Origin of the sequence: Amycolatopsis lurida (genome assembly GCF_900105055.1) — a bacterium.
In the GTDB taxonomy this organism is placed as follows: Bacteria; Actinomycetota; Actinomycetes; order Mycobacteriales; family Pseudonocardiaceae; genus Amycolatopsis; species Amycolatopsis lurida.
This window is the reverse complement of record NZ_FNTA01000004.1, coordinates 213828-237787: the sequence shown is the minus strand read 5'-3', so window position 1 is coordinate 237787 and position 23960 is coordinate 213828. Positions and strand designations below refer to the sequence as shown.

Annotated in this window: 22 protein-coding genes; 11 read left to right on the top strand and 11 right to left on the bottom strand. The window is 70.1% G+C overall.

Going from position 1 to position 23960, the window contains the following annotated elements; translation table 11 throughout:
* Positions 1-50: 50 nt before the first annotated feature.
* Positions 51-1055 carry a LacI family DNA-binding transcriptional regulator gene (locus tag BLW75_RS06425; RefSeq protein WP_034316464.1) on the bottom strand — a complete coding sequence of 335 codons (1005 nt, stop codon included), beginning with the start codon at positions 1053-1055 and terminating at the stop codon, positions 51-53.
* A 32-nt stretch (positions 1056-1087) separates the two neighbouring features.
* On the bottom strand, positions 1088-2284 hold the full coding sequence (locus BLW75_RS06420) for an MFS transporter (RefSeq protein ID WP_091596966.1): 1197 nt from the start codon (positions 2282-2284) through the stop codon (positions 1088-1090).
* Positions 2285-2340: 56 nt separating this feature from the next.
* On the opposite strand from BLW75_RS06420, the gene BLW75_RS06415 reads away from it, so the two are divergent.
* Positions 2341-2886: a hypothetical protein gene (locus tag BLW75_RS06415; protein ID WP_241783811.1), complete on the top strand. Its 546-nt coding sequence runs from the start codon at positions 2341-2343 to the stop codon at positions 2884-2886.
* Between the two features lie 113 nt (positions 2887-2999).
* Positions 3000-4385, top strand: a complete 1386-nt coding sequence (locus BLW75_RS06410) for a PepSY-associated TM helix domain-containing protein (protein WP_034316463.1) — start codon at positions 3000-3002, stop codon at positions 4383-4385.
* On the opposite strand, the gene BLW75_RS06405 is transcribed toward BLW75_RS06410, so the two are convergent.
* On the bottom strand, positions 4375-5262 hold the full coding sequence (locus BLW75_RS06405; protein WP_198935782.1) for an SDR family NAD(P)-dependent oxidoreductase: 888 nt from the start codon (positions 5260-5262) through the stop codon (positions 4375-4377). The genes BLW75_RS06410 and BLW75_RS06405 overlap by 11 nt on opposite strands.
* Before the next feature lie 80 nt (positions 5263-5342).
* Between BLW75_RS06405 and BLW75_RS06400 the strand changes: the two genes are divergently transcribed.
* On the top strand, positions 5343-5918 hold the full coding sequence (locus tag BLW75_RS06400) for a TetR/AcrR family transcriptional regulator (RefSeq protein ID WP_034316461.1): 576 nt from the start codon (positions 5343-5345) through the stop codon (positions 5916-5918).
* A 214-nt stretch (positions 5919-6132) separates the two neighbouring features.
* Here BLW75_RS06400 and BLW75_RS06395 read toward each other — a convergent pair whose 3' ends face one another.
* Positions 6133-7440 carry an MFS transporter gene (locus BLW75_RS06395; protein ID WP_034316460.1) on the bottom strand — a complete coding sequence of 436 codons (1308 nt, stop codon included), beginning with the start codon at positions 7438-7440 and terminating at the stop codon, positions 6133-6135.
* A 121-nt stretch (positions 7441-7561) separates the two neighbouring features.
* On the bottom strand, positions 7562-8203 hold the full coding sequence (locus tag BLW75_RS06390; RefSeq protein WP_034316459.1) for a TetR/AcrR family transcriptional regulator: 642 nt from the start codon (positions 8201-8203) through the stop codon (positions 7562-7564).
* Positions 8204-8314: 111 nt separating this feature from the next.
* On the opposite strand from BLW75_RS06390, the gene BLW75_RS06385 reads away from it, so the two are divergent.
* Positions 8315-9163 carry a shikimate dehydrogenase gene (locus BLW75_RS06385; RefSeq protein WP_034316458.1) on the top strand — a complete coding sequence of 283 codons (849 nt, stop codon included), beginning with the start codon at positions 8315-8317 and terminating at the stop codon, positions 9161-9163.
* Positions 9153-10916: a bifunctional sugar phosphate isomerase/epimerase/4-hydroxyphenylpyruvate dioxygenase family protein gene (locus BLW75_RS06380; protein WP_034316457.1), complete on the top strand. Its 1764-nt coding sequence runs from the start codon at positions 9153-9155 to the stop codon at positions 10914-10916. Before BLW75_RS06385 ends, BLW75_RS06380 begins: the two co-directional genes overlap by 11 nt.
* A gap of 42 nt (positions 10917-10958) precedes the next feature.
* Here the strand turns inward: BLW75_RS06380 and BLW75_RS06375 are convergent, their stop codons facing one another.
* The 3 genes from BLW75_RS06375 to BLW75_RS06365 are packed head-to-tail and all read right to left on the bottom strand — an operon-like array spanning position 10959 to position 14191.
* Entirely contained in the window at positions 10959-12134 is a 1176-nt protein-coding gene (locus tag BLW75_RS06375) for a 4-hydroxybenzoate 3-monooxygenase (protein WP_034316456.1), read from the bottom strand.
* Between the two features lie 32 nt (positions 12135-12166).
* Positions 12167-12937 (bottom strand): IclR family transcriptional regulator, encoded by a 771-nt coding sequence (locus BLW75_RS06370; protein ID WP_034316455.1) that lies wholly within the window; start codon positions 12935-12937, stop codon positions 12167-12169.
* Between the two features lie 12 nt (positions 12938-12949).
* Complete coding sequence (locus BLW75_RS06365) at positions 12950-14191, bottom strand: ArsB/NhaD family transporter (protein WP_034316454.1); 1242 nt, start codon at positions 14189-14191, stop codon at positions 12950-12952.
* Between the two features lie 81 nt (positions 14192-14272).
* On the opposite strand from BLW75_RS06365, the gene BLW75_RS06360 reads away from it, so the two are divergent.
* On the top strand, positions 14273-15496 hold the full coding sequence (locus tag BLW75_RS06360) for an FAD-binding protein (RefSeq protein ID WP_034316453.1): 1224 nt from the start codon (positions 14273-14275) through the stop codon (positions 15494-15496).
* Here BLW75_RS06360 and BLW75_RS06355 read toward each other — a convergent pair.
* Positions 15493-15843, bottom strand: coding sequence for a hypothetical protein (locus BLW75_RS06355; RefSeq protein ID WP_034316452.1), 351 nt, complete (start codon positions 15841-15843; stop codon positions 15493-15495). The two genes, BLW75_RS06360 and BLW75_RS06355, sit on opposite strands and share 4 nt — an antisense overlap.
* A 110-nt stretch (positions 15844-15953) precedes the next feature.
* Here BLW75_RS06355 and BLW75_RS06350 point away from each other — a divergent pair, with 110 nt between their 5' ends.
* Complete coding sequence (locus BLW75_RS06350) at positions 15954-17129, top strand: aminotransferase-like domain-containing protein (RefSeq protein WP_034316451.1); 1176 nt, start codon at positions 15954-15956, stop codon at positions 17127-17129.
* 297 nt (positions 17130-17426) lie between these two features.
* Here BLW75_RS06350 and BLW75_RS06345 read toward each other — a convergent pair whose 3' ends face one another.
* The gene (locus tag BLW75_RS06345) at positions 17427-18128 is read right to left on the bottom strand and encodes a FadR/GntR family transcriptional regulator (protein WP_034316450.1); all 702 of its coding nucleotides are present in this window, start codon (positions 18126-18128) and stop codon (positions 17427-17429) included.
* 142 nt (positions 18129-18270) lie between these two features.
* On the opposite strand from BLW75_RS06345, the gene BLW75_RS06340 reads away from it, so the two are divergent.
* The 4 genes from BLW75_RS06340 to BLW75_RS06325 are packed head-to-tail and all read left to right on the top strand — an operon-like array spanning position 18271 to position 23050.
* The gene (locus BLW75_RS06340; protein WP_091596960.1) at positions 18271-19548 is read left to right on the top strand and encodes an SLC13 family permease; all 1278 of its coding nucleotides are present in this window, start codon (positions 18271-18273) and stop codon (positions 19546-19548) included.
* 11 nt (positions 19549-19559) lie between these two features.
* Positions 19560-20969, top strand: coding sequence for an acyl-CoA synthetase (locus BLW75_RS06335; RefSeq protein ID WP_034306070.1), 1410 nt, complete (start codon positions 19560-19562; stop codon positions 20967-20969).
* The gene (locus BLW75_RS06330; protein ID WP_034306072.1) at positions 20962-22218 is read left to right on the top strand and encodes a carboxyl transferase domain-containing protein; all 1257 of its coding nucleotides are present in this window, start codon (positions 20962-20964) and stop codon (positions 22216-22218) included. Before BLW75_RS06335 ends, BLW75_RS06330 begins: the two co-directional genes overlap by 8 nt.
* A gap of 10 nt (positions 22219-22228) precedes the next feature.
* Positions 22229-23050: an SGNH/GDSL hydrolase family protein gene (locus BLW75_RS06325; RefSeq protein WP_034306074.1), complete on the top strand. Its 822-nt coding sequence runs from the start codon at positions 22229-22231 to the stop codon at positions 23048-23050.
* Here the strand turns inward: BLW75_RS06325 and BLW75_RS06320 are convergent.
* A complete protein-coding gene (locus BLW75_RS06320) occupies positions 23031-23960 on the bottom strand; it encodes a helix-turn-helix domain-containing protein (protein WP_034306805.1) in 930 nt (309 codons plus the stop codon). The two genes, BLW75_RS06325 and BLW75_RS06320, sit on opposite strands and share 20 nt — an antisense overlap.

The window sequence follows — 23960 nt, the reverse complement described above, 5'->3', positions numbered from 1 at the left end:
GAAGGGGGCCTTCACGTACTCGAGGGCTCATTGGCCCCGCAAGTGGCCGGCTAATTGCGGCGGGCGGTGGAGCCGCGGACGACGAGTTCGGGGGCGAACAGCAGTTCCTCGGCCGCGACCTCCCCGCCGTTTATGCGCTTGACCAGCAATTCCACCACGGCGCGGCCCATCGCCTCGATCGGCTGGCGGGTCGTGGTCAGTGGCGGATCGGTGCAGTTCATCAGGGCCGAATCGTCGTAGCCGACCACTGAGATGTCTTCGGGGACCGACAGACCCTGCCTCCGGGCCGCGCGGATCGCGCCCAGTGCCAGGAGGTCGCTCGCACACAGAACGGCCGTCGCGCCGCGCGGGTACAGCCTGGCCGCGGCCGCATGCCCGCCTTCGATGGAGAACATGCCGTGTTCGACGAGCTCGTCCAAGACCGGGAGCCCGAGTTTCGCCGCGTAGGAGCGGAAGGCCTCGAGTTTGCGCTGCGACGGCACGTGGTCGTTCGGGCCGAGGACGAGGCCGATCTTCTCGTGGCCGAGTGAGCTCAGGTGCCCGACGACCTGCTCGACGGCGACCGCGTCGTCGCACGAGATCTGCGGCAGCCCGAGGTGGTCGACGGCGGCGTTGATCAGCACCGTCGGCAGGCGGCGCTCGGCGAGATGGTGGTAGTGGGAGTGCACCGCGTCGGCCTGGGCGTAGAGCCCGCCGGCGAACACGACACCGGAAACCTGCTGTTGCAACAGCAGTTCGACGTACTCCGCTTCGGAGACGCCGCCCGCGGTGCGGGTGCACAGGACCGGGGTGAACCCCTGCTGGGCGAGTGCGTTGCCCATGATTTCGGCCAGCGCCGGGAAGATGGGGTTCTGGAGTTCGGGAAGGACCAGTCCGACCAGGCGGGCTCGATCCCCGCGCAGCTGGGTCGGCCGTTCGTACCCCATCACGTCCAGTGCGGTGAGGACGGCGGCCCGGGTGCTGGCGGAGACCCCGGACCGGCCGTTGAGCACCCGGCTGACCGTGGCTTCACTGACCCCGACCTTGCGGGCGACTTCGGCAAGACGACGCGTCATGGCTGAAACATTACCGCAAGTGAGCGCAAGAACTAGACACTCTTGATCGGTGCGGCGGTCCGGAAATCCCGCGAAGAGGGAACCAGAGCAGCGGCCGCCGGTGCGGCGAAGCAGACGACCGCGCATGTCGCCAGCACCGGTGCCGCCCCGAACAGGTCGATCGCGGGGGCGATGAGCGCGAGCCCGGCGGGCGCCAGGCCATAGGAGAACAGGAAGTCCAAAGAGGACACCCGCGCGAGCTTCCCCGGCTCGACCTCCCGCTGGGTCGCGGTGAACCACGGGACGTTGAACAGTTCGATGCCCAGCCCCGCGACGGCGTAGGCGGCGACGACGAAAGCGGGATGCACCGGGAACAGCAGGCTCAGTGGGGCGAAGCCGTAGCAGCCGAGCCCGATGAGCGCCGCCCAACCCTGCCGTTTCGGCCGCCGGCGCGCGATGACGACCGCGCCCACGAGGGCGCCGACCGTGTACGCGGTGAGCCCGGCGGCCAGGACCGCTTCGGTGTCGTAGCGGTCGCGGCTGACCAAGGGCAGCACCACGCCGGTGGCGGAATAGCCGGTCGCGATCACGGCGGTCAGTGCGCCGAGCCCGGCCAGGAACCACGGGTGACGGCGGGCCTCACGGAGGCCGTCGGCGAATTCGCCGAAGAAGCGGACCCTGGACGTGGCCGGGGCGGGCACGAAAGAGCCTGGCGGCGGGATCAGCGCCGCGCCGAGCCACAGCACGCCGGTCCCGATCACCAGGGCCGACGTCGAGGCGAACTGCGAGAGCAAGGCGGTGAGCCCGGGCGCGACCAAGGTCGTGACCCGCACGGCGAGCGTCATCGCGGCGTTGGCCTGCTGGCGGCGATCTTCGGCGATCACTTCGGCGGTCAGCGCCTGGAACGCCGGACGGCACGCGCCCTGCCCGACGCCGACGACGGCGGCCGCGACGGCCGTCACCAGAACCGATCGGCCCATTCCGACGGCGATCAGGGGAGTGGCGAGGCCGGCGACGAGACCCGCCCAGAGCACGACCCCGCGCCGTGAGTACCGGTCGGCCAGTACGCCCGCCACCGGTACGGCCACGAGGAACCCCGCGGTCCGCGCGGCGAGCACGATGCCGAGGTCCACTGCCGAAAGCGACCGTTCCAGCACCGCGAGCCCGAGGATGAACGGCAGGGCCCAGGTCGCCAGCCCGGAGGCGGTGTTCCCGGTCCAGAGCCGGAGGAAGGGCAGGCTGCGGAACACCGGGGTGACGATAGCAAGGAGAGACAGCAGGCCCTCTCGCGCTCTACTCTGCCTCCGTGCGCACGCCGACCTCGGCCCGGGGCCCGGCCAGGCGCCTCCGCGGCGGGGCCGTGGGGGTCCTGACCGGCACTTTGGCGACCGGCGCCCACGCCGGGACCAGCGGACGCGTCCCCGACTTGGGCGTGGTCGTGCTGCTCGTCCTCCTGCTGAGCTGGGTGGCGTACGCGTTCGCGGGTCGTCGTCGCGGTCCGCTCGCCATCCTTTGCCTGGTGGCGGGCGGGCAACTGGCGATGCACGCCTGTCTGACCTTCCTGACCTGGCAGTCGCACGCCCAGCACGCCGAAACCCCCGGCAACGGCCCGGCCATGGCGGCCGGGCACGCCGCCGCGACGCTCGTGGTGGCGATGGTGCTCGCGGGCGCCGAGCGTGTCCTGTTCGCGCTCGCGGCACTGATCGCCGCGGTCCTTCCGCGCCGTCTGTCACCGCGGCCCGCGACGGCACCGCTGCGCATCCACGTCCCGCTCGCGGTGAAGTTCCCCGCGACCGAGGCGCTCCTGCGAGATGTGCTTTCGCGGCGCGGTCCGCCGGTGACGTTCGCCTGATCCCCGAAACCCTGCCGAGACCCATGTCGCGGTAGGGCTCAGCACGCGTGCCGTGACCACTCCGGCGCGCGGCGCAGGCGCACGCCTCCCCACCGACGCCTGAGGAGTTCCCCATGGCAACGCGAATCGAATCGACCACCAGCCCGCCACGCGCGTCCGGCTGGCGCGGACTGTTCCTCCGTCTCCACTTCTACGCCGGCGTTCTCGTCGGACCGTTCGTCCTCATCGCCGCGCTCACCGGCGTTCTGTACGCGGCGACTCCGCAGATGGAGTCCTGGATCTACGCCGATCAGCTCCGGGCACCCGTCGGACTGAACCAGGTCTCACTGGCCGACCAGGTCAAAGCGGCTCAAGCCGCGAACCCCGGCGGTGCCCTGGTCGCCGTCCGGCCCGCCCCCGAGCCGGGCGACACCACTCGCGTGCTGTTCGCCGAGGACGGGCTCGGTGAATCCGAACGACGCGCGATCTTCGTCGACCCCGCCACCGCGCAGGTGCGCGGGGATCTCGTCGCGTACGGCTCCAGCGGTGCCTTGCCGTTCCGGACGACGCTCGACCAGTTGCACCGCAACCTGCTGCTCGGTGAACCCGGACGGCTCTACAGCGAACTGGCCGCCTCCTGGTTGTGGGTGGTCGCGCTGGGCGGTCTCGTACTGTGGGTGAGCCGCCGCCGCGCCCGCCGGAATGAGAAGGCCGAGTCCGCGCGCGGGAAGTCGGTGCGGCGCCACGGATCCGTCGGCCTGTGGGTGCTGCTCGGCGCGCTGTTCCTTTCCGCGACAGGCCTGACGTGGTCGACCTATGCGGGAGAGAACGTCTCGGCGCTGCGTGAGTCCCTCGGCTGGGCCACTCCGGCGTTGAAGGTGACGGGCGCCGGCGAGCACGCCGGACACACCGGGCACGCGGGTCACGGTGAAGCGCCCGCCGCGAAGCCCGACAGTGTGGACGCGATGCTCGCGTCGGCCCGTGCCGCCGGGATCGACGCACCCTCGGTGGAGATCGGGCTGCCCACCGAACCCGGCGCTCCGTGGCAGGTGGCGGAAATCGAGCGTGGCTGGCCGACGCAGGTCGACGCCGTCGCGGTCGACGGGACCACCGGCCAGATCCTGGGCGAAGTGCGGTTCGGCGACTATCCGCTGATGGCCAAGCTCGCCCGCTGGGGGATCGACGCGCATATGGGCGTGCTCTTCGGCTGGCCCAACCAGATCGTGCTGCTCCTGCTGGGCGCCGGTCTGGTCACGCTGGTCGTGCTCGGCTACCGCATGTGGTGGCGGCGCAGGCCGACCCGCGCAACCGGGCTGACCTTCGGGCGGCCCATCCCGCGCGGTCAGTGGCGCAAGGCGCCGCCCGCACTGCTGGTGGGGCTCCTCGTGGCCGCCGCCGCGATCGGCTGGTTCGTGCCGCTGTTCGGCATCAGCCTGCTGGCGTTCCTGGTGATCGACCTGCTGCTGGGCCTGCGGTCCCGTGGCCGGTCCGAACCGGACTCCGCCGACGTCACCGGGTGAGCTCCGCGCTCGCCGCCCACAACCGGGCGGCGAGCGCGGAGTCGGCGAGCTTCCCGCGGACCGGTTCCCGCCTCGGCTCACCACGCAGGCCGAACACGCGGGGCCCGAACATCTCACCGCCGCGCACCGAAGGATCGAGTACCGCGCGTACCGCGGGCCAAGCGCCGGCTTCCTTGCCCTGCAACAGAAGCCCGGCCGGGAACTTCCGCCCGGCGGGCTCGGGGTGCACCGGCCTCGGCGGGGTCAGGGAATCGAGCGCGCCGCCCGGATGGTCGACGACGCTCAAGACCGTGCTCCCGGCCTCGCGCAGCCGCCTGTCGAGCTCGAAGGCGAACAACATCTGCGCCAGCTTCGAACGCGCATAAGTGCGCTTGGGCTGGTAATCCCGCTTGCTCTGGAGATCGTCGAGGTCGAGTTCCGCGGACTTGCCCACGAAGCTGCCCGTGGTGACGACGCGACCGGCTTCCGCTGCTTCGAGCAGGGGCATCAGCCGGTGTACCAGCACGAAATGCCCGAGATGGTTGGTGGCGAAGGTCAGTTCGAGGCCGTCGGCGGTCTCCTGTCTCGGCTGGTCTTCCAGGAGCACACCCGCGTTGCAGACGACGGCTTCCAGCCGTTCGATCCCGAGAGTGTCCACAGAGGACTTGAGGTCGGAAAGATCGAGCCGCAGGTGCCCGAGTTTCGCGTCCGGCACCAAGGAACGGATCGAAGCGATCGCCGTCTCCGCCTTGGTGGTGTCCCGGCTGCCGAGGAGCACGGTGGCGCCGGTTCCGGCGAGCTGTTCGGCGACGAAATAGCCGATCCCCGCGTTGCCGCCGGTGACCAGGAAGGTCTTGCCGTCGGCACGCGGCAGGTGGTGGACGTCCCAATGGCTCACGGCACTCTCCCGGAAAGTCGAAGTCATTCCGAAGATACACTCAATACGAATTCGGAGTGACTTCGATGTAAGGTGGACGCATGGGAGCGACCGAGCCGGGCAGGCGCGAACGCAAGAAGGCGGCGACACGCCAGGCCCTGTCGGCGGCGGCGCGAGAACTGTTCCTGAAACGGGGCTTCGACAACGTCACCGTCGCCGAGATCGCGGACGCCGCGGACACGGCCGTGTCGACGCTGTTCGCGCACTTCCCGGGGGGCAAGGAGGCGCTGATCCTCGGCCACGGTGACGAACGCGAAGCGGCCTTGGCCGCCGCGGTGCGTGACCGGGCGGAGGGCACCTCGATCCTCGAGGCGTTGCGCGACTTCCTCGCGACCCGCGGCCCGTTCGATCCGAATCCGGACGCGCAGACGCGTCGTGTCGCCGGCCTGGTGGTCGCCACCCCGGCGCTGCGCGCCTACGCCAGGACACTGTGGACGGGCTGCGAGGACGCGCTGACGAAGGTCATCGCCGAGGAATCGGGCCAGGACGACTTCTCCGTGCGGTTGCTGGCGCGCTACGTCCTGGAGGTCCCGGATCTGGCCGGGGTCGAGGCGGATCCCGCCGCCGCGCTGGAGGCCGCGTTCGTGTTCCTGCGGCGAGGCTGGCCAGGGTTCTGACGAGGATTAAGCAAAGGGTGGCGTGGTGCGAACCCTGCCGCTCGGCGAACACCGCCTTCAGCTGTTCCCGCGTGCCGGGCGGGTCGGTGAGGTCCGGCTTGGGCAACAGCGGGACGGCCGGGTGATCTCGGGGTCGTACGCGTACGTCATCGGTCGCGCGCCTGGCTCGGGGGGAGGATCCGCCATCGATTCCGGCCGCCCCGGCCGCGGGGATTCACCCGCCACGCGTCGCCGAAGTGGGCTCTTTCACCCACCGAACGTGCGGCACACCGAGGTCCTCGGTCGGGACGCGATGTGTTTCGCGCGCGGTGAGCGCGGCCGCGGCGCTGAGCAGGCAGACGGCGGCGGTGAAGACGGCGACGCCGAGCCAGTCGTCCTTCCCCGAACCGATGGCGGCGACCACGCTCGGGGCGAACCCGGCGACGGCGAACCCGATCTGCGTGCCGATCGCCATCCCCGAAAGGCGGACCCTGGCGCTGAACATCTCACCGTAGAACGACGGCCACACCCCGTTGACGGCGCTGTAGGCGACACCGAAGAGCAAGATGCCGAGAGTGAGGATCAGCGGATAGGAACCGTCCGAAATGGACCACAGATAGGGGAAGATCAGCACCGCGCAGGCGAGGCAGCCCGCGATGAACACCGGTTTGCGGCCGATCCGGTCGGAAAGCCCGGCCAGGAAAGGGATCGCGAGCAGCGCGGCGACATTGGCCAGTACGCCGACCCACAGGATCGGCCCGCGTTCCAGTCCGACCGTGTTGACCGCGTAGCTCAGCGCGTAGACGGTGAAGATCGTGCTGACGGAGGCGATGGTGGCCGCGACGACCACGCGGAGCACGTCCTTCCAGTGCGTCCGGAACAGCACGGCGACCGGCAGTTTGGCGACGTCGGCCCGGTTCTGTTGGAACACCGGGGTCTCGTCGATCTTGCGGCGGATCACGAAGCCGACCACCACCACGACGGCGCTGCACCAGAACGGGATCCGCCAGCCCCAGGTGAGCAGCTGCTCCTGGGGGAGCGCGGCGATCGGCAGGAACACCGCGGTGGCCAGGATCTGGCCGGCTTGGGTGCCGCTGAGGGTGAAGCTCGTGTAGTAACCGCGCCGGTGGGACGGCGCGTGCTCCAGCGACATCGAATTGGCGCCCGCCTGCTCACCGGCGGCCGAAAGTCCTTGCAGGAGGCGAAGTATCACCAGCAGGACCGGCGCGAGCACGCCGACGGAGGCGTACGTGGGCAAGCAGCCGACCAGGAAAGTCGTGACACCCATCAGCACCAGCGTGAACACCAGGACCTTTTTGCGGCCCAGCCGGTCGCCGACGTGCCCGAGCACGAACGCGCCGACCGGACGGGCGAGGTAGCCGACGCCGAAGGTGGCCAGCGCGAGCAGCGTTCCGGTGGCGGGGGAGGAAGCGGGGAAGAAGACCTTGTTGAACACCAGTGCGGCGGCGGTTCCGTAGATGAAGAAGTCGTAGTACTCCAAGGCACTGCCGATCCAGGCCGCCAATGCGGCCTTACGGGGCATGCCTTGCGTGACAGGGGAGGGAGAGGCCACGTCGACGCTCCAGGGTACGATCGAGTAATGTACGATCTAGTTAGTTAATACAGCGTGCGAGACGATGCCCGGGTTGTCAAGTGCCGGGGGTTCAGGCCGTCAGGTACTCGATCACCAGGTCGCCCAGCATCAGGCGATAGTGCTCACGGCGCGCCGGATCGAGCATGTCGCGGCCGAAGATCGCCGAGAAGGTATGCCGGTTCGCGAGGCGGAACACGCAGAACGAGCTGATCACCATGTGCACGTCGAGCGCGTCGACGTCGTCGCGGAACCGGCCGGCTTCGCGGCCGCGGCCGAGGATGCGGGTGAGCACGTCGAGGGCCGGATTGGCCATGCCGGACAAGGCTTCCGAGCGGGCGATGTGCTCGCCGTGGTGGATGTTCTCGATGCTCACGAGCCGGATGAAGTCCGGGTTCGCCTCATGGTGGTCGAAGGTGAGCTCGGCGAGCTGGCGGATCGCGTCCTCGGGTTCGAGGTGGTCGACGTCGAGGTCCTGTTCGAGGGCGCGGATGGTCGCGTACGCCCGTTCGAGCGCGGCGACGTAGAGCTGCTCCTTGCCGCCGAAGTAGTAATAGATCATCCGCTTCGTGGTGCTCGTGCGAGCGGCGATCTCGTCCACTCTGGCGCCGGCGTAGCCCTTGTCGGCGAACTCCCTGGTGGCCACCGCGAGGATTTCGGCGCGGGTGCGTTCCTTGTCGCGCTGGCGCTCGACCTCGGACGACGGTGCGGCCACCTGACTCCCTCCGAACCGCTGGTGGAGGCCCCACTCTAGCGCAGCCCTTCTCGTGCCGACCGGTCCGCGCTACAGTGAACTCACTAGTTCGTACATTAACGGAGGATCTTGGTGACCAGCTACCTCATCGGCCTGGCCGGTACCGGTATCGGGCCGTCGCTGAGCCCGGCGCTGCACGAACAGGAGGCCGACGAGCTCGGGCTGCGCTATCTCTACCGGCGGCTCGACCTCGACGTGCTGAGGCTGCCGATCGGCGAGGTGCTGGCCGCCGCGCGGATCGCGGGCTTCGACGGTCTCAACATCACCCATCCGGTGAAACAACAGGTGATGCCGTACCTCGACGAGGTCGCTCCGGACGCCGCGGCGCTCGGCGCGGTGAACACGGTGGTGTTCCGCGAAGGACTGGCGACCGGGCACAACACCGACGCGACCGGTTTCGCCCGCAACCTCATCCAGGGCCTCCCGGACGCCGAAATGGACACGGTCGTGCTCCTCGGCGCGGGCGGGGCGGGCGCGGCAGTGGCCCACGCCCTGCTTTCCTTGGGAGCCGGGCGGCTGATCGTCCACGACGTCGACGCCGCGCGTGCCGGAACCCTGGTCACCGCGCTGCGACGGCGGTTCGGCGACGGCCGGGCCCTGACCGGTTCCCTCGACGACGTCCGTGTCGCCGACGGCCTCGTCCACGCCACGCCGACCGGGATGGCCGCGTATCCGGGATCGCCCGTTCCCGCCGAGTCGCTGCGCCCGGGGATGTGGGTGGCCGACATCGTCTACCGGCCGCTGGAGACCACGCTGCTCAAGCAGGCGCGGGAGCGGGGTTGCCGGACGCTGCACGGCGGCGGGATGGTGGTCTTCCAGGCTGCGGATTCGTTCCGCCTGTTCACCGGCGCGGAACCGGACGCGGACCGGATGCTCCGGCATTTCGAAGCGCTGGAAGGGAAACCCGCCCATGCCCGGTGACACCGCCATCGCGACCGTCTGCCTTTCCGGCACGCTGGAGGACAAGCTCGCCGCGGCCGCCGCGGCCGGTTTCCACGGCGTCGAAATCTTCGAGAACGACCTGATCGCGTCCCGGCGGACGCCGTCGGAGGTTCGGCGGCTGTGCGCCGGCCTCGGCCTCACGATCGATCTCTATCAGCCGTTCCGCGATTTCGAGGCGGTGCCACCGGACGTGCTCCGCGCGAACCTCCGCCGGGCGCGGCGGAAGTTCGACCTCATGGCCGAACTCGGGGCCGACACCGTCCTGGTCTGTTCGTCGGTCTCGCCCGACGCCGTCGACGACGACGATCTCGCCGCCGAACAGCTGCACGAACTGGCTTCGCTGGCCGCGTCGCGCGGAATCCGTGTCGCCTACGAAGCGCTCGCGTGGGGCCGGTTCGTGAACACCTACGAGCACGCGTGGCGCATCGTGCGGCGAGCCGACCATCCGGCGCTGGGAGTCTGCCTCGACAGCTTCCACATCCTGTCGCGCCGCAGCGATCCCCGCGCGATCCGGACGATCCCCGGCGAGAAGATCTTCTTCCTGCAACTCGCCGACGCGCCGCTGCTGGACATGGACGTGCTGCACTGGAGCAGGCACCACCGGCTCTTCCCCGGACAGGGCGCGTTCGACCTGGCCACGTTCACCGGGCACGTCCTGGCGGCGGGTTACCGAGGACCGCTTTCGCTGGAGGTGTTCAACGACGTCTTCCGGCAGGCGGATCCGTGGCCCGCGGCCGTCGACGCCATGCGATCGCTGGTGGCTCTGCGCGAATCCGTTGGCGCCCTTGCGGTTCCCGAGGCACCTCGGCTGGATGGGCACGCCTTCGCGGAGCTCGCCGTTCCGGGCACCGTGCTCGCGGATCTCGGCTTCGTACACGTAGGCACCCATCGCTCGAAGCCGGTTCACCTGTGGCAGCAGGGATCGGCGCGGCTGTTGGTGAACGAAGCCGCCGCGGAGGGCACGATCGGTGCGCTCGGCCTGACCAGCGCGAACCCGGCCGGATCGGCACGGCGCGCCGAGGCTCTGCTCGCACCCGTGCTGCCGCGTGAACACGGCCCGGACGAGGCGGACCTGTCCGCCGTCGCCGCCCCGGACGGGACCGAGATCTTCTTCTGTGGCGACGAAGAATGGCTTCGCGACTTCGTTCCCACCGGAGCGGCCCCGGCCGGGATGGGGATCACCGGCATCGACCACGTCGCCCTGACCCAGCCTTTCGACCACTTCGACGAGGCGACGCTGTTCTACCGTTCGGTGCTCGGCCTGCGGCCCGAGCCGGTGGCCGAATTCGCGGCGCCGTTCGGGCTCGTGCGCAGCCGGGCGGTCGGGAACCGGGACGTCCGCCTCACCTTGGACAGTGCCCTGGTGCGGCGAGGGGAGTGGGCGCCGGGAGTGCCTTCGCCGCAACACATCGCTCTCGGTTGCGACGACGCGATCGCTGTCGCGGGGGCCATGAGGGAGGCGGGCGCGCCCCTGCTTTCGATCCCCGGGAACTACTACGACGACCTCGACGCGCGATTCGATCTGCCGTTTTCGGCCGCGCTGCGGGAGAATTCGGTGCTGTACGACCGGGACCCGTCCGGCGAGTTCCTGCACTTCTGCACCGAACTGGTCGGATCGCGCGTGTTCTTCGAGGTCGTCCAACGGATCGGCGGGTATCGCGGGTACGGGGTGGTGAACACGCCGGTGTACATGACCGCGCATCGGGAACGGCGGCTCAGTCTGGCGCGGTGAAGCTCGTTTCCGGCCGGGGCCGCGGCAGTGCCCGAGCGGGGATCAGAACCCGATGGGCAAGCCCGCGTAGTTCTCCGCCAACCCCGCCCGTCCTGCCTCGCTCCGCGCCAGCCACTGCAACTGCGAAAGCTGCAACTGCCGGTCGAACGGGTCGCCGGATCGGTGCAGCATCGTCGTCATCCACCACGAGAAGTGCGTACACCGCCAGACCCGGCGCAGCGCGGTGTCGGAGTAGGCGTCGGCGAGCGCGAAATCCTTGTCCCGCACCAAAGCGGCCAGTGCGGGGGCGAGGAGGGCGACGTCGGCGACGGCGAGGTTGAGGCCTTTCGCGCCAGTGGGCGGCACGATATGGGCGGCGTCACCGGCGAGGAACAGGCGGCCGTGCCGCAGGGGCTGCTGCACGAAACTGCGCATGGGCAGCACACTCTTGTCGGTGATCGGCCCCGGCGTGAGTGTCCAGCCGTGCTGGCCGTGGCCGAGCCTGGTCGCGAGCGCTTCCCAGATCCGGTCGTCGGACCAGGCGCCGATGTCGGTGCCGTTGGGCACTTGCAGGTAGAGCCTGCTGACGGTGGCCGAGCGCATCGAATGCATGGCGAAACCGTCGGGATGCCAGGCGTAGATGAGCTCGTCGGTCGACGGGGCGACGTCGGCGAGCACGCCGAGCCATGAGTACGGGTAGGTGCGTTCCCAAGTCTGCTTCACGGCGTCGGGGATCGCGGTGCGGCAGGGACCGAAGGAGCCGTCGCAGCCGACGACGACGTCGGCGTCCAGCCGCTGCTGTGCGCCGTCCGCGTCGGTGAAGGTGACGTACGGCCGCTCGGTCTCGATGTCGTGTACGGCGGTGTCGGTGACTTCGTAGTGGATCTGCTGCCCTGCCGCCGCACGTGCCCTGCCGAGGTCCTTCGTCACCTCGGTCTGGCCGTACACAGTGACGCTTCGGCCCACCAGGTCCACGAAGTCGATGTGGTGCCGCTCCTCGGGCCATTGCAGGTAGATGCCGCGGTGCTCGTCTCCTTCGCGGTCCAGCCGCTCGCCGAGTCCTGTCTCCCGAAGAAGGTCCACTGTGGATTGTTCGAGAATGCCCGCTCGGATCCGCGCCTCGACGTACTCGCGCGAGCGGGTCTCGACGAGCACCGATTCGACCCCTGCCAGATCGAGCAGATGCGACAGGAGCAGTCCGGCCGGGCCGGCGCCGACGATGGCGACTGGGGTACGCATGACCGGAGTCTGATCGCGCGGCCGTGGAACCGCTAGCGGTCGCTTCCACTCAGTGAAACTCGCAGGCTTCGGCCGATTCCGGCGGCCGCGACCTGGAGCGCGGAGATCAGCCGGGCCCGGCCGCGGCTCAGATCAGGGACGACCAGTCCGAGCGCTGCGACGACGTCGCCACCCGACGGCCTGATCGGCACGGCGACCGAGCACGCGCCCCGGCTCATCTCCTCGACGGTCTGCGCGTGACCCTCCCGCCGGACCCGGCGCAATTGTTCCCGCAGGCGGCCGGGCTGCGTGATGGTGTACGGCGTGACGCGGGTCAGCGAGGCGAGCACTTGCCGCTGAACGTCCTCAGGTGCCCAGGCCAGCAGGACCTTCCCGATCCCGGTGGCGTGCAGCGGCAGCCGTCCGCCGATCCGGCTGACCACCGGCACGGACGCGTTCCCGGACAGCCGGTCGAGGTAGAGCACCTGGTCACCGTCACGTTCGCCGAGGTGCACGGTGGCACCGGTCGCGCCGTAGAGATCCTGGAGGAAGGGGGCGGCGACCTGCCGCAGTCCGAACTGGACGGGCGCGAGCAGCCCGAGGTCCCACAGGCGCCTGCCGACGGCGTACCGGTCTTCGCGCCGCTCCAGCGCGCCCAGGCCCACGAGTTCGCGCGCGAGCCGGTGCGCGGTGGGCAGGGGCAGGCCTGCTCGATGCGCGAGTTCGGTCAGCGACAGCTCGCGATGATCGATGTCGAAGGCGCCGAGCAGCGCGAACGCCCGCGACGTGACGCTGGCGCCGGGTGCCGACAGGTTCCCGGGCATGCGCCCATGCTCTCACTGAGTGGAAGTCAGGACCAGCCCGAGCCACAGCCCGCCGACGGCGAGCACGATGGACGCCGGGACGGTGAGCAGCCCCAGCCGGGTGAACTCGCCCAGCTCGGCGCGAGTGTCGTGCCGGTGCAGGATCCGCCGCCACAACAGCGTCGCCAGCGAACCGACGTAGGTCAGGTTCGGCCCGAGGTTGACCCCGATCAGCACGGCCAGCACCACCGGTGTCCCGCCGCCGGCGGCGGCGAGCGGCAGCAGCACGAGCACGGCGGGCAGGTTGTTGATCAGGTTGGCGAGTACGGCCGCCACCGCGGCGGCGCCGAGCAAGGCGAGGAACGAGGTGGAAGTCGGCACCAGGTGACTGAGCGCCTCGTCCAGTCCGTTGTCGACGACGGCGCGGACCACGATCGCCAGCGCGAGCACGAAAGCGACGAAGGGGATGCTCGCCGACCGCACGATCGCGGCGGGCGAGGTCCGCCTCCGCACGAGGGCGCGGCACGCCAGGACGGCGGCCCCGGCGAACGCGGCCCACGCGGGGCTGATGTCCAGCAGCGACGTGACCACGAACCCGGCCAGCGTCAGGACCAGCACGACGAGGACGAACGCCGGGACCTTGCCGTCCGGGACCGCATTCCCGCCTCGTGGCCGGGCCGCCAGGTCGGTGGCGAAGAACCGGCGGAACACCACGTATTCGGTGAGCACCGCCGCGAGCCAGGGCAAGGTCATCAGCGCGGTGAACCGCAGGAACGAGATCCCGGTCGCGGCGACGGCGAGCAGATTGGTCAGATTGGACACCGGCAGCAGCAACGAGGCCGAGTTCGCCAGATGCGTGCAGGCGTAGGCGTGCGGTTTGGCCCGCGCGCCCATCCGCGCGGCGGTGGCGAACACGACCGGGGTCAGGAGGACGACGGTGGCGTCGAGGCTGAGCACCACGGTGACCGCCGCGGCGACGACGAACACCGCCGGCAGCAGCCGTTGCGGCCGTCCCCGGCTGAACCGCGCCATGAGCGTCCCCGCCGCCTGGAACAGTCCTTCGTCGTCGCACATTTTGGCCAGGACGAGTACGGCGGCGAGAAAGCCGACGACCGGGGCGAGCCTGGCCACCTCGTCGAGAGCGTCGGAGAACGAGATCGCTCCGGCCGCCAGGACGATCACCGCGGCGGGGACGGCGGCGACCGCTTCCGGAAGACCGCGTGGCCGGATCACCGCGAAGGCCAGGACCACCAGCAAAAGCGCGATGGACACCATTTCGCCCGTAATGCCCGTCAGTGCGAACCCTCCTCCGCGTGAAGCCGACCTCGGCAATCTAGCGTGGGTAGTCTGGGCCTGGTGCGCGAGACGAACTGGGCGGGAAATCAGACCTTCACCGCGGAACGGATCTTCCGCCCTCGCACCGTCGAGCAGATCCAGGACGCCGTGGCCGGAGCGCCCGCGGTCAAGCCGCTCGGCAGTGGGCACTGTTTCAACGACATCGCGGACTGCCCGGGTGGTGTCCAGCTCGATCTGTCCGCGCTCGACATGGACGTCGTCCTCGACGCGGAGTCATCGACGGTCTCGGTGCCCGCGGCGGCCCGCTACGGCGACATCGCCGTCCAGGTACACGCGGCCGGGTTCGCGCTGGCCAACCTCGCTTCGCTGCCGCATTGCACGGTGGCGGGCACCGTCGCGACGGCGACCCACGGCTCCGGGCGGCGTAACCAGAGCCTGGCGTCGGTGGTGTCCGGTTTGGAGCTGGTGGCCGCCGACGGTGAGCTGAAGACGTTCTCCCGGCACGACGGCGTGGTCGTCGGCCTCGGCGCGCTGGGTGTGGTGACCCGGCTGACCCTGGACCTCGTGCCGTCGTTCGACCTCCGCCAGGACGTCTTCGACGGCCTGGCATGGGAATCGGTGTACGAGCACTTCGACGAGATCCAGGACGCCGGTCACAGCGTCAGCCTGTTCACGAACTGGGCCCGCGACGAGGTCGACCAGGTCTGGGTCAAAGGGCCGGGACAGCCGGGCGCTGACTTCTTCGGCGCGACGGCGGCGGACGGGCCGCGGCATCCGGCTCACGCGGCGGGCATCCCGGCGGACAACTGCACGCGACAGCTCGGCGTCACCGGGCCGTGGCACGAACGGATCCCGCATTTCCGCCTGGACTTCACGCCCAGCATCGGGAACGAACTCCAGACCGAGTACTTCGTGCCCATCCGGCACGCCGTCGAGGCGATGGAGGCGATGCGCGAACTCGGGCACCGGCTGGCGCCCGTCCTGCTCACGTCTGAGATCCGCACGGTCGCGGGGGACGAGCTGTGGCTCAGCCCGTTCCAGGGCGGCGACCGGCTGGCGCTGCACTTCACGTGGCTGCCGGACGAGAAGGCAGTCCGCGAGCTGCTGCCCGTCATGGAGGAGCGGCTGGCACCGTTCGACGTCCGGCCGCACTGGGGGAAGCTCTTCCACCGCGCGGCGGACTACCCGAAGCTGCCCGATTTCCGGGCGCTCGCCGACGGCCTGGACCCGGGCGGCAAGTTCCGGAACCCGTTCGTCCGGCGGCACGTGCTAAGGGAGAGCTAGTCCGACTGCGACCAAGCCGCGACGGGCAGCGAGAGGTACACGCCGACGTCGTCGATCCCGGTCGCGGATTCGATGCTCGTGCGCAGCAGGTCCACTCGCTCCTGGCGGTTGTCCGCCCGGCTCGGGAACCACTTCGACCGGACCTCCACCAGGAGGTCGAGTCCGAAGCGGTCGAACGGTCCCGGTGTCCGGAAACGCAGTTCCACGTCGCCTGGCTGGAGGTCGCCGTCGTAGGGCTCCTCGGGGCATTCCACCGCGACGGACACGAGATGCGGCAGAACCGAGCCGAGTTCGCGCAGCTTGGCTTCGGGAAGGTGGGGCGCGTAGGTGATTTCCACGAGAGGCACGAGGACAAGCCTAGGGCAGGCGAAACTGCTATCGTGGCGGCAGTTGCTTGCTCGCGCGGGAGACCCCCGGCTGCTGCACTGGAGCCGCACGTTTCTCCCGAGGAGCCTTCATGTCTCTTCCCCTGGCCCGTCGTATGGACGGCGTCACCAGTTCTCCCGTGCGCGACCTGCTCGCGCTCACCGCCCGCCCCGGCGTGATCTCGTTCGCCGGTGGGATGCCCGCGCCGGAACTGTTCGATGTGGATGGCCTCCGCGCCGCCTTCGACCGGGCACTCGCTGACAGGTCCGCGTTGCAGTATTCGCCCACCGAAGGGAATCCACGGCTGCGCGAGCTGCTCGCGCGGCGGCTGTCCGGTCGCGGGGTCACGACCACTGTGGACGATCTGCTGATCACCACGGGTTCGCAGCAGGGCCTGCAACTGCTGAGCACAGCGTTGCTCGACCCCGGCGCCACCGTGCTGGTGGAAGAACCGGTGTACCTGTCCGCGCTGCAATGCTTCCAGCTCGCCGATGCACGCGTCGTGCCCGTTCCCGGTGACATGGAAGGGATCGACCCTGCCGCGCTGGACGAGATCGCGACCAGGGAACGGCCGGCCTTGCTGTATCTCGTCCCGACGTTCTCGAATCCCTCCGGGCGCACGATCGGCCCGGAGCGGCGCCGCGCGCTCGCGGAAGTGATCGCTCGTCACGGGTTCTGGCTCGTCGAGGACGATCCGTACCACGAGCTTCGGTATCGCGGCGAACGCGAGGAACCGCTGTCGGCCCGTCCCGAGCTCGCCGGGCGCACGATCTATCTCGGCTCCTTTTCGAAGGTGATCGCGCCGGGCATGCGGCTGGGCTGGTTGCGGGCGCCGAGGGAACTGCTGCGCCGCGTCACGATCCTCAAACAGGCGACGGATCTGCACAGCTCGACCGTCGACCAGGCGGCCGCGGCCGAGTACCTGGCCGTCGCGGATCTCGACGCGCACGTGCGGAAGCTGTGCGCGACGTACCGCGTGCGCCGTGACGCGATGCTGGCCGAACTGCCCGCGATCACCCCGCCCGGTACGACGTGGACGGACCCGGACGGCGGGATGTTCGTCTGGGTCGTCCTTCCCCGCGGCGCGGATACGGACCGGCTGCTTCCCGAGGCGCTGCGGCAGGACGTCGCTTTCGTGCCCGGCTCGGCGTTCCAGGTGGGTGAGCCGGATCGGTCGGCGTTGCGGCTGTCGTTCGCCACGCACACGCCGGAGACGATCGCCGAAGGGCTGCGGAGGCTGGGCAAAGCCCTGTCGGGTCGGTCGTGAGTGGCGATCCGGCTTCTCTTGAGGGGTAAGGCAAGGGAGGCCTTCGCGGCGGCGTGCTGGACTGGCGTGGGCGCGCCGCGTCCTGACGCTCACCTAGGACAGTTTGTGGCGGGGGTCTTGAGTGATAAGGAGCGTTAGAACGACACTTGTCACTCACGACCACCTCGGCCGGCGCGGTACTTCTCCAGCAAGCCGCCGCGCCCATTCGGGGATCACGGCCTTGCGCCGCGACGAAAAGCAGCTGCGTGCCTTACTCGCCGCGGCGACCGAGATCGCCGCGAACGGCTGGCTGAAACGCTAGGCCTGCGGGTCCCAGGTCAGCAGCCGGACCTTGCTGACGGTCTGGACATGTCGCCGCATCGCGTTCGCGGCCGCCTTCGGGTCGCCGTTCCGGATGGCCTCGGCGATGTTGTGATGCTGGCTCAGTGAGCGCCACGGCCTGCCGGGCTGCCGCAAGGACTCGTTGCGGCTTTCCGCGATCTGCGTGTCGATCGAGCGCATGAACTCCGCGAGGAGCGCGTTGTTCGCGGCGGCGGTGATCGCTTCGTGGAATCGGCGATCGCCTTCGGCGCCGTGCCCGCCGTCCTCGATCTCGGTCTTCATGTACTCCAGTGCCGCGTCGATGGCGGCGAGATCCGCGTCGGATCGTCGCGACGCGGCCAGTTCCGCGAGCTTGGTCTCCATCGCCTCGCGGGCTTCGAGCACTTCCGGAAGCCTGCGGTGGCGGGCGACGAGTTCGTCGACCGGTTCGACGTCGAGGTGATCGTTCCGCAGGTAGGTGCCCCCGCCGTGCCGGGACTCGAGCAAGCCTTGCACCTCGAGCACGACGATCGCCTGCTTGATCGACGCGCGGCTGACGCCGAGCCGCTCGGCGAGGTCGCGTTCGCTGGGGAGTTTGTCGCCCGCGTGCAGGCCGGACTCCTCGACGTGCGCCTTGATCCGCTCGACGACCTGCTCGTAGAGCTTCGCCCGGTTCAACCGGCTCAACGCCTCCGGCACGGTCCCTCCCTCGACTGGGCAAGTGGCTCAGCCAATTTACCACTCATGGGTTGACAGGTGGTCGTCGTCACAGGGAAAGTGGCTCAGCCACTAGTCCACTGGGCCACGCGCCAAGGGGCTCCCGCCGTCAAGGAGGACGGTCATGTCCGCCCAGCTGATCTCGATCCTCGTTCTCGTGGTGATCTTCGTCCTCGCCACGACCCGCTCGATCAACATGGGGGCGCTCGCCTTCGCCGGCGCGTTCCTCGTCGGCACCCTCGCCGGTGGCCTGGACACTGACGGCATCTTCGCCGGCTTCCCCGGCGACATCTTCGTGGTGCTGGTGGGCGTCACCTATCTGTTCGCCATCGCCAGGGCCAACGGCACCACGGACTGGCTGGTCGCCGCGGCCGTTCGGCTGGTCGGCGGCCGGATCGCGCTCATCCCGTGGGTGATGTTCGTGGTCACCGGAGCGCTGACCGCGATCGGCGCGGTGAGCCCGGCGGCTTGCGCGATCGTCGCGCCGATCGCGCTCGGTTTCGCCGCCCGCTACAAGATCAGCCCGCTGCTCATGGGCGCGATGGTGGTGCACGGCGCGCAGGGCGGCGGGTTCTCGCCGATCAGCGTCTACGGCTCGATCGTCAACGGGATCGTCGAGCGCGACCACATCGCGGGCAGCCCCGTGGTGTTGTTCTTCGCGAGCCTCGGCATGAATCTCGCCATCGCGGGTGTCCTTTTCGTTGCCCTCGGCGGGACCAAACTCCGGCGACGCCGGCTCGTGGCGGTGGGCGCCGGGGAAGTGGAGACCGACGAAGAACCGCTGCCGCACGAACAGCGCATTCCCTTGGACGGCCCCAAGATCGTGACGCTGACCGGTCTGGTCGCGCTCGTGGTGGGCACCCTCGTTTTCGATCTCGACCCGGGCCTGACCGCGATCACCGTCGCCGTCATGCTGAGCATCGCGTGGCCCAAGACCAGCCGGTCCGCCGTCTCCGAGATCACCTGGCCGACCGTGCTGCTGATCTGCGGTGTGCTGACCTACGTGGCGGTGCTGAAGGAGATCGGCACCATCGACTACGTGGGCAACGCGGTGACCACCGTCGGGATCCCGCTGCTCGCCGCACTGCTGCTCTGCTACATCGGCGGTCTCGTCTCCGCCTTCGCGTCGTCGGTCGGGCTGATGGGCGCGCTCATCCCGCTCGCCGTGCCGTTCCTGGCGCAGGGCACGATCGGGCCGGTCGGCATGATCGCCGCCCTGGCGGTCTCGGCGACGATGGTGGACGTCAGTCCCTTCTCCACCAACGGCGCGCTCGTCCTCGCCAACGCGAAGGACGTCGATCGCGACAAATTCTTCAAACAACTTCTGGTCTACGGGGCGCTCGTGGTGGCCATCGTGCCGCTGATCGCCTGGCTCGTGTTCGTCGTGCCCGACTGGGGCTGAGGAGGAGATCCATGCTGGTCGCCGGGAAGAGTGACCGGGTCGCCCTGCGGTTCGGGGCCGAATCCCTGACCTACGGCGAACTCGCGTCCGTCGCGGGCCCGCTCGCCGCCACGCTGGCCGGCCGCACGCGGGTCGCGGTGTGGGCGACGCCGTCGCTGCGGACCTGTGTCGCGATCGTCGCCGCGCTGACCGCCGGAGTCCCGGTGGTGCCGATCAATCCGAAGGCCGGTTCCCGCGAACTGGCGCATATCATCGCCGACAGCGTGCCGGACCTGGTGCTGGCCGCACCGGACGCGGAGCTGCCGCCGGAACTCGATGTCCTGCCGAGGGTTCCGGTCGAGCTGGACACGTCGGGCACACCCTGGCAAGGCGAGGAACCGGATCCGGAGAGCCCGGCGTTCGTCATCTACACCTCGGGCACCACCGGACCGCCGAAGGGTGTCCTCCTCCCGCGCCGTGCGGTGACGTCGAATCTCGACGCGCTCGCCGAAATCTGGGACTGGACCGATGTCGACGTCCTCGTGCACGCCCTTCCGCTGTTCCACGTGCACGGCCTGATCCTGGGCGTGGTCGGCCCGCTGCGACGCGGCGGTTCGCTGCACCACCTCGGCCGGTTCTCGACCGAAGCGGCCGCGAAGGAACTCGCCGGTGCGGGCACGATGCTCTTCGGTGTCCCGACGATGTACCACCGGCTCGCGGCCGACTGCGAGGCCGATGCCGCGCTGGCCGCCGGAGTGGGCGCGGCGCGGCTGCTGGTTTCGGGTTCGGCGGCCCTGCCCGCGACCGACCACGAACGGATCACCGCCGCGACCGGGCAGCGGGTCGTCGAACGCTATGGCATGACCGAAACGCTGATGAACTGCGGTGTCCGCGCCACCGGGGACCGGCGGCCCGGTGCGGTCGGCCCGCCGGTGCCCGGTGTCGAACTGCGGCTGGTCGACGACGCCGGAGAACCGCTCTCCGGCGAGTCCGTCGGAGAGATCGAGGTTCGCGGCCCGAACCTGTTCCTCGGTTACCTGAACCGGCCGGACGCCACGGAAGCCGCGATGCGGGACGGCTGGTTCAAGACGGGCGACATGGCGGTGCGCGATCCGGACGGCTACGTGCGGATCGTGGGCCGCCGCGCCACCGATCTGATCAAGAGCGGCGGCTACAAGATCGGCGCGGGCGAGATCGAGAACGCGCTCCTGGAGCATCCCGGGGTCGCGGAGGCGGCTGTCACCGGGGAGCCGGACGACGACCTCGGCGAGCGCATCGTGGCCTGGATCGTCCCGGCCGGGGCCGAACCGACGGCGGACGAACTCGCCGACCACGTCTCCGAGCTGCTCTCCCCGCACAAGCGGCCGCGGGTGGTGCGGTACCTGGAAGCGTTGCCCCGCAACGAGATGGGCAAGGTCCTCAAGCGGGCTCTCCATGACTGACCCGTTGCGCTGGGCGGGCTACGCCGCTTCCTTTGCCCGCGCCAGGGAACGCACGGGCACAGACGAGTCGGTGGTCTGGGAGCGCGCGAAGATCGGCGACCACGAGACCGTGGTGATCCGCTTCGAATTCGGCTTCCTCGGCGGCTCGGTCGGGACCAGGACCGGCGCGCTCATCGAGCAGGCGCTCGACGAGGCACGCTCGCACCGCCTGCCCGTCGTCTCGCTGCTGTCCACGGGCGGCACCCGGATGCAGGAAGGCGTTCCCGCGCTGCGGCAACTGCAGCGGATCGCGCGCGGCCTGGTGCTGCTGCGGCAAGAGCGGCTGCCGCACATCACCGTCGCGCGGCACCCCACCACCGGCGGAGTGTGGGCTTCACTCGGCGCCGACGCCGATGTCGTACTCGCCGTCCCAGGCGCTCAAGTGGGGTTCGCCGGACGCCGGGTGCGGCCGGAGCGATACGCCGACGACCCCGCGTACACGGCGGAAAACCAGTACGCGGCCGGATATGTCGACGAACTCGTGGCCGAGGAGGCGATCGCCGACCGGCTGGAGGTCTGGCTAAGTCTCCTGACCGGTGCTTCCCAGAACCGCCCGGCGGATCTGCCCCGCGCGCTCGGCGCCCTCGATCCCGCGCCGGACGGCTGGCAGGCCGTTCTCCGTGCCCGGTCGGCGGACCGGCCTCGCGCGGGCGCCTACCTCGACGACTACTTCGACACCCGCGTCACCCTCCGGGGCGGCGCCGACGACGGTGTCCTCTGTGGACTCGGAAGCAGGGGAGGGCGGCCGATCGCCTTCGCGGCGCAAACCGGGACCGCGACCACGCCCGGCGGTTTCCGGTCGGCGACCCGGCTGCTCCGCCTCGCCGACCGGCTGGGGCTGCCGGTGCTGACCCTCGTCGACACCCCGGGCGCGGACGCCGGTCCGGCCGCGGAGACGGCCGGGGCCGGGAACGCGATCGCCGAACTGTTCGGCACGATCGCGGCGGCGGAGGTGCCGATCACGACCCTGGTGATCGGGGAAGGAGGGTCGGGTGGCGCGCTCGCCCTCTGCTCGGCGGACCGGATCTGGCTCACCCCGGACGCCTGCTTCTCCGTCATCGCCCCGGAACTGGCGGCCGGGATCCTCAAACGGGACCCTGAAGAGATCCCCGCGCTCGCCGACGCGCTGAAGCCACGGCCCGAAGATCTGCTCGCCCTCGGTGTCATCGACGGCATCGCGGGACCGGAACCGGTCACCTTCCTGAGATAAGGGGTTCGACATGGTCAAACGGATGTCCGTCGCGGTGCTCGCGGCGGTCACGCTCGGTCTCCTGGTCACGCCGCCCGGCCAAGCCGCCGGTGCCGCCCGCTACGTCGCCATGGGCAGTTCCTTCGCCGCAGGGCCGGGAATTCCGCCGCAGCAGCCCGGAACCCCGGCGGCGTGCGGACGTTCGACGAAGAATTACGCGAGTCTCGTGGCCGGGGAGCGCGGATTCGCCCTCACGGATGTCACGTGCAGCGGAGCGACGACGGCGAACATCCTCACCACCGGCCAGGCCGGGCAGCCGCCGCAGATCGAGGCCGTCACCCGGGAAACCCGGCTGGTGACCATCACCATCGGCGGTAACGACGTCGGCTACGTCGGGAGCCTGTTCACCTACGGCTGCCAGAACACCGGCGGCGCGAACTGCGGACAGGTCGACCAGGACGCCGTCCGTGCGGCGCTGACCACGGTGCACGAGAAGATCGGCGCCGTCATCGCGGCGGTCCATCAGCGCGCGCCGCGGGCGCGGGTGCTGGTGGCCGACTATCTGACGATCGTGCCGCGCACCGCGCCCGCCTGCGACGGCGTTCCGCTCACCCCGGAGCAGCTGGCCTTCGAACGTGAGGTCGCGGACCGGCTCGCGGCGGCGACCCGCCGGGCGGCCCGTGCCGAACGGGCCACCCTGATCCCGGCGGCCGCGGTCAGCGCGGACCACGACGCCTGTGCCGCCGTTCCGTGGATGGAGCGGTACGCGGCTGCGCCGGGACGCGTGCCTTACCACCCGAACGAGGCCGGGATGGCGGCCGTCGCGGACCTGATCACGGCACGGCTGCGTTAGTGCGGAAAGTACGGCGGTAGCTGTCCGGCGGCACTCCGACCGTGCGGTTGAAGTGCCGCCGCAGCGTGGCGGCGGTACCCATCCCGGTGGCCTCGGCGATCAGGTCGACGCTGTCGTCGGTGCGTTCCAGGAGTTCCTGCGCGCGGCGGATGCGCTGGGTCAGCAGCCAGCGCAACGGGGTGGTCCCGGTCGCCGACCGGAAGTGCCGGGCAAGGTTGCGTGAACTCATGTTCGCGTGCCGGGCGAGGTCCTCGACGGTCAGCGGCCGGTCGAGCCGTTCGGTGACCCAGGGGAGCAGACCGCCCAGCGGATGGTCGTCCTGGTCGGGCACCGGGGCGGTGACGAACTGGGCCTGCCCGCCCGCGCGGTGCGGCGGGACGACGAGGCGGCGGGCGATGGTGTTCGCGACCGCCGAACCGTGGTCGGACCGGACCAGATGCAGGCAGAGGTCCATCGCGGCGGCCTTGCCCGCCGAGGTGAGCACGCTGCCGTTGTCCACGTAGAGGACGTCCGGATCGACCTCCACCAAGGGAAACCGGGCGGCGAGGGCGTCGGTGTGCGCCCAGTGCGTCGTCGCCCGGTGGCCGTCGAGCAGACCGGCGGCCGCCAGCACGAACGCGCCCGTACACAGGGAAGCCACCCGCGCACCGGCTTCGTGGGCGGCGCGCACGGCCTCGACCAGCTCCGACGGCGGATCGACGTCGGTGTCGGCCCAGCCGGGCACGAGGACGGTGCCGGCGTACTTCAGCTCGTCGAGCCCGTGCTCAGGTTCGAGCAGGAACCGGCCGACCTTCACCGGCTTCGCGCCGTAGACGCCGAACTCGTACAGGCCCGTGTCGAAGACCTCGTGGGCGATGGACAGCTCGAACTGCAGCATCCCGTCCGTGGCGGCGAGAGCGACCGTATTCAT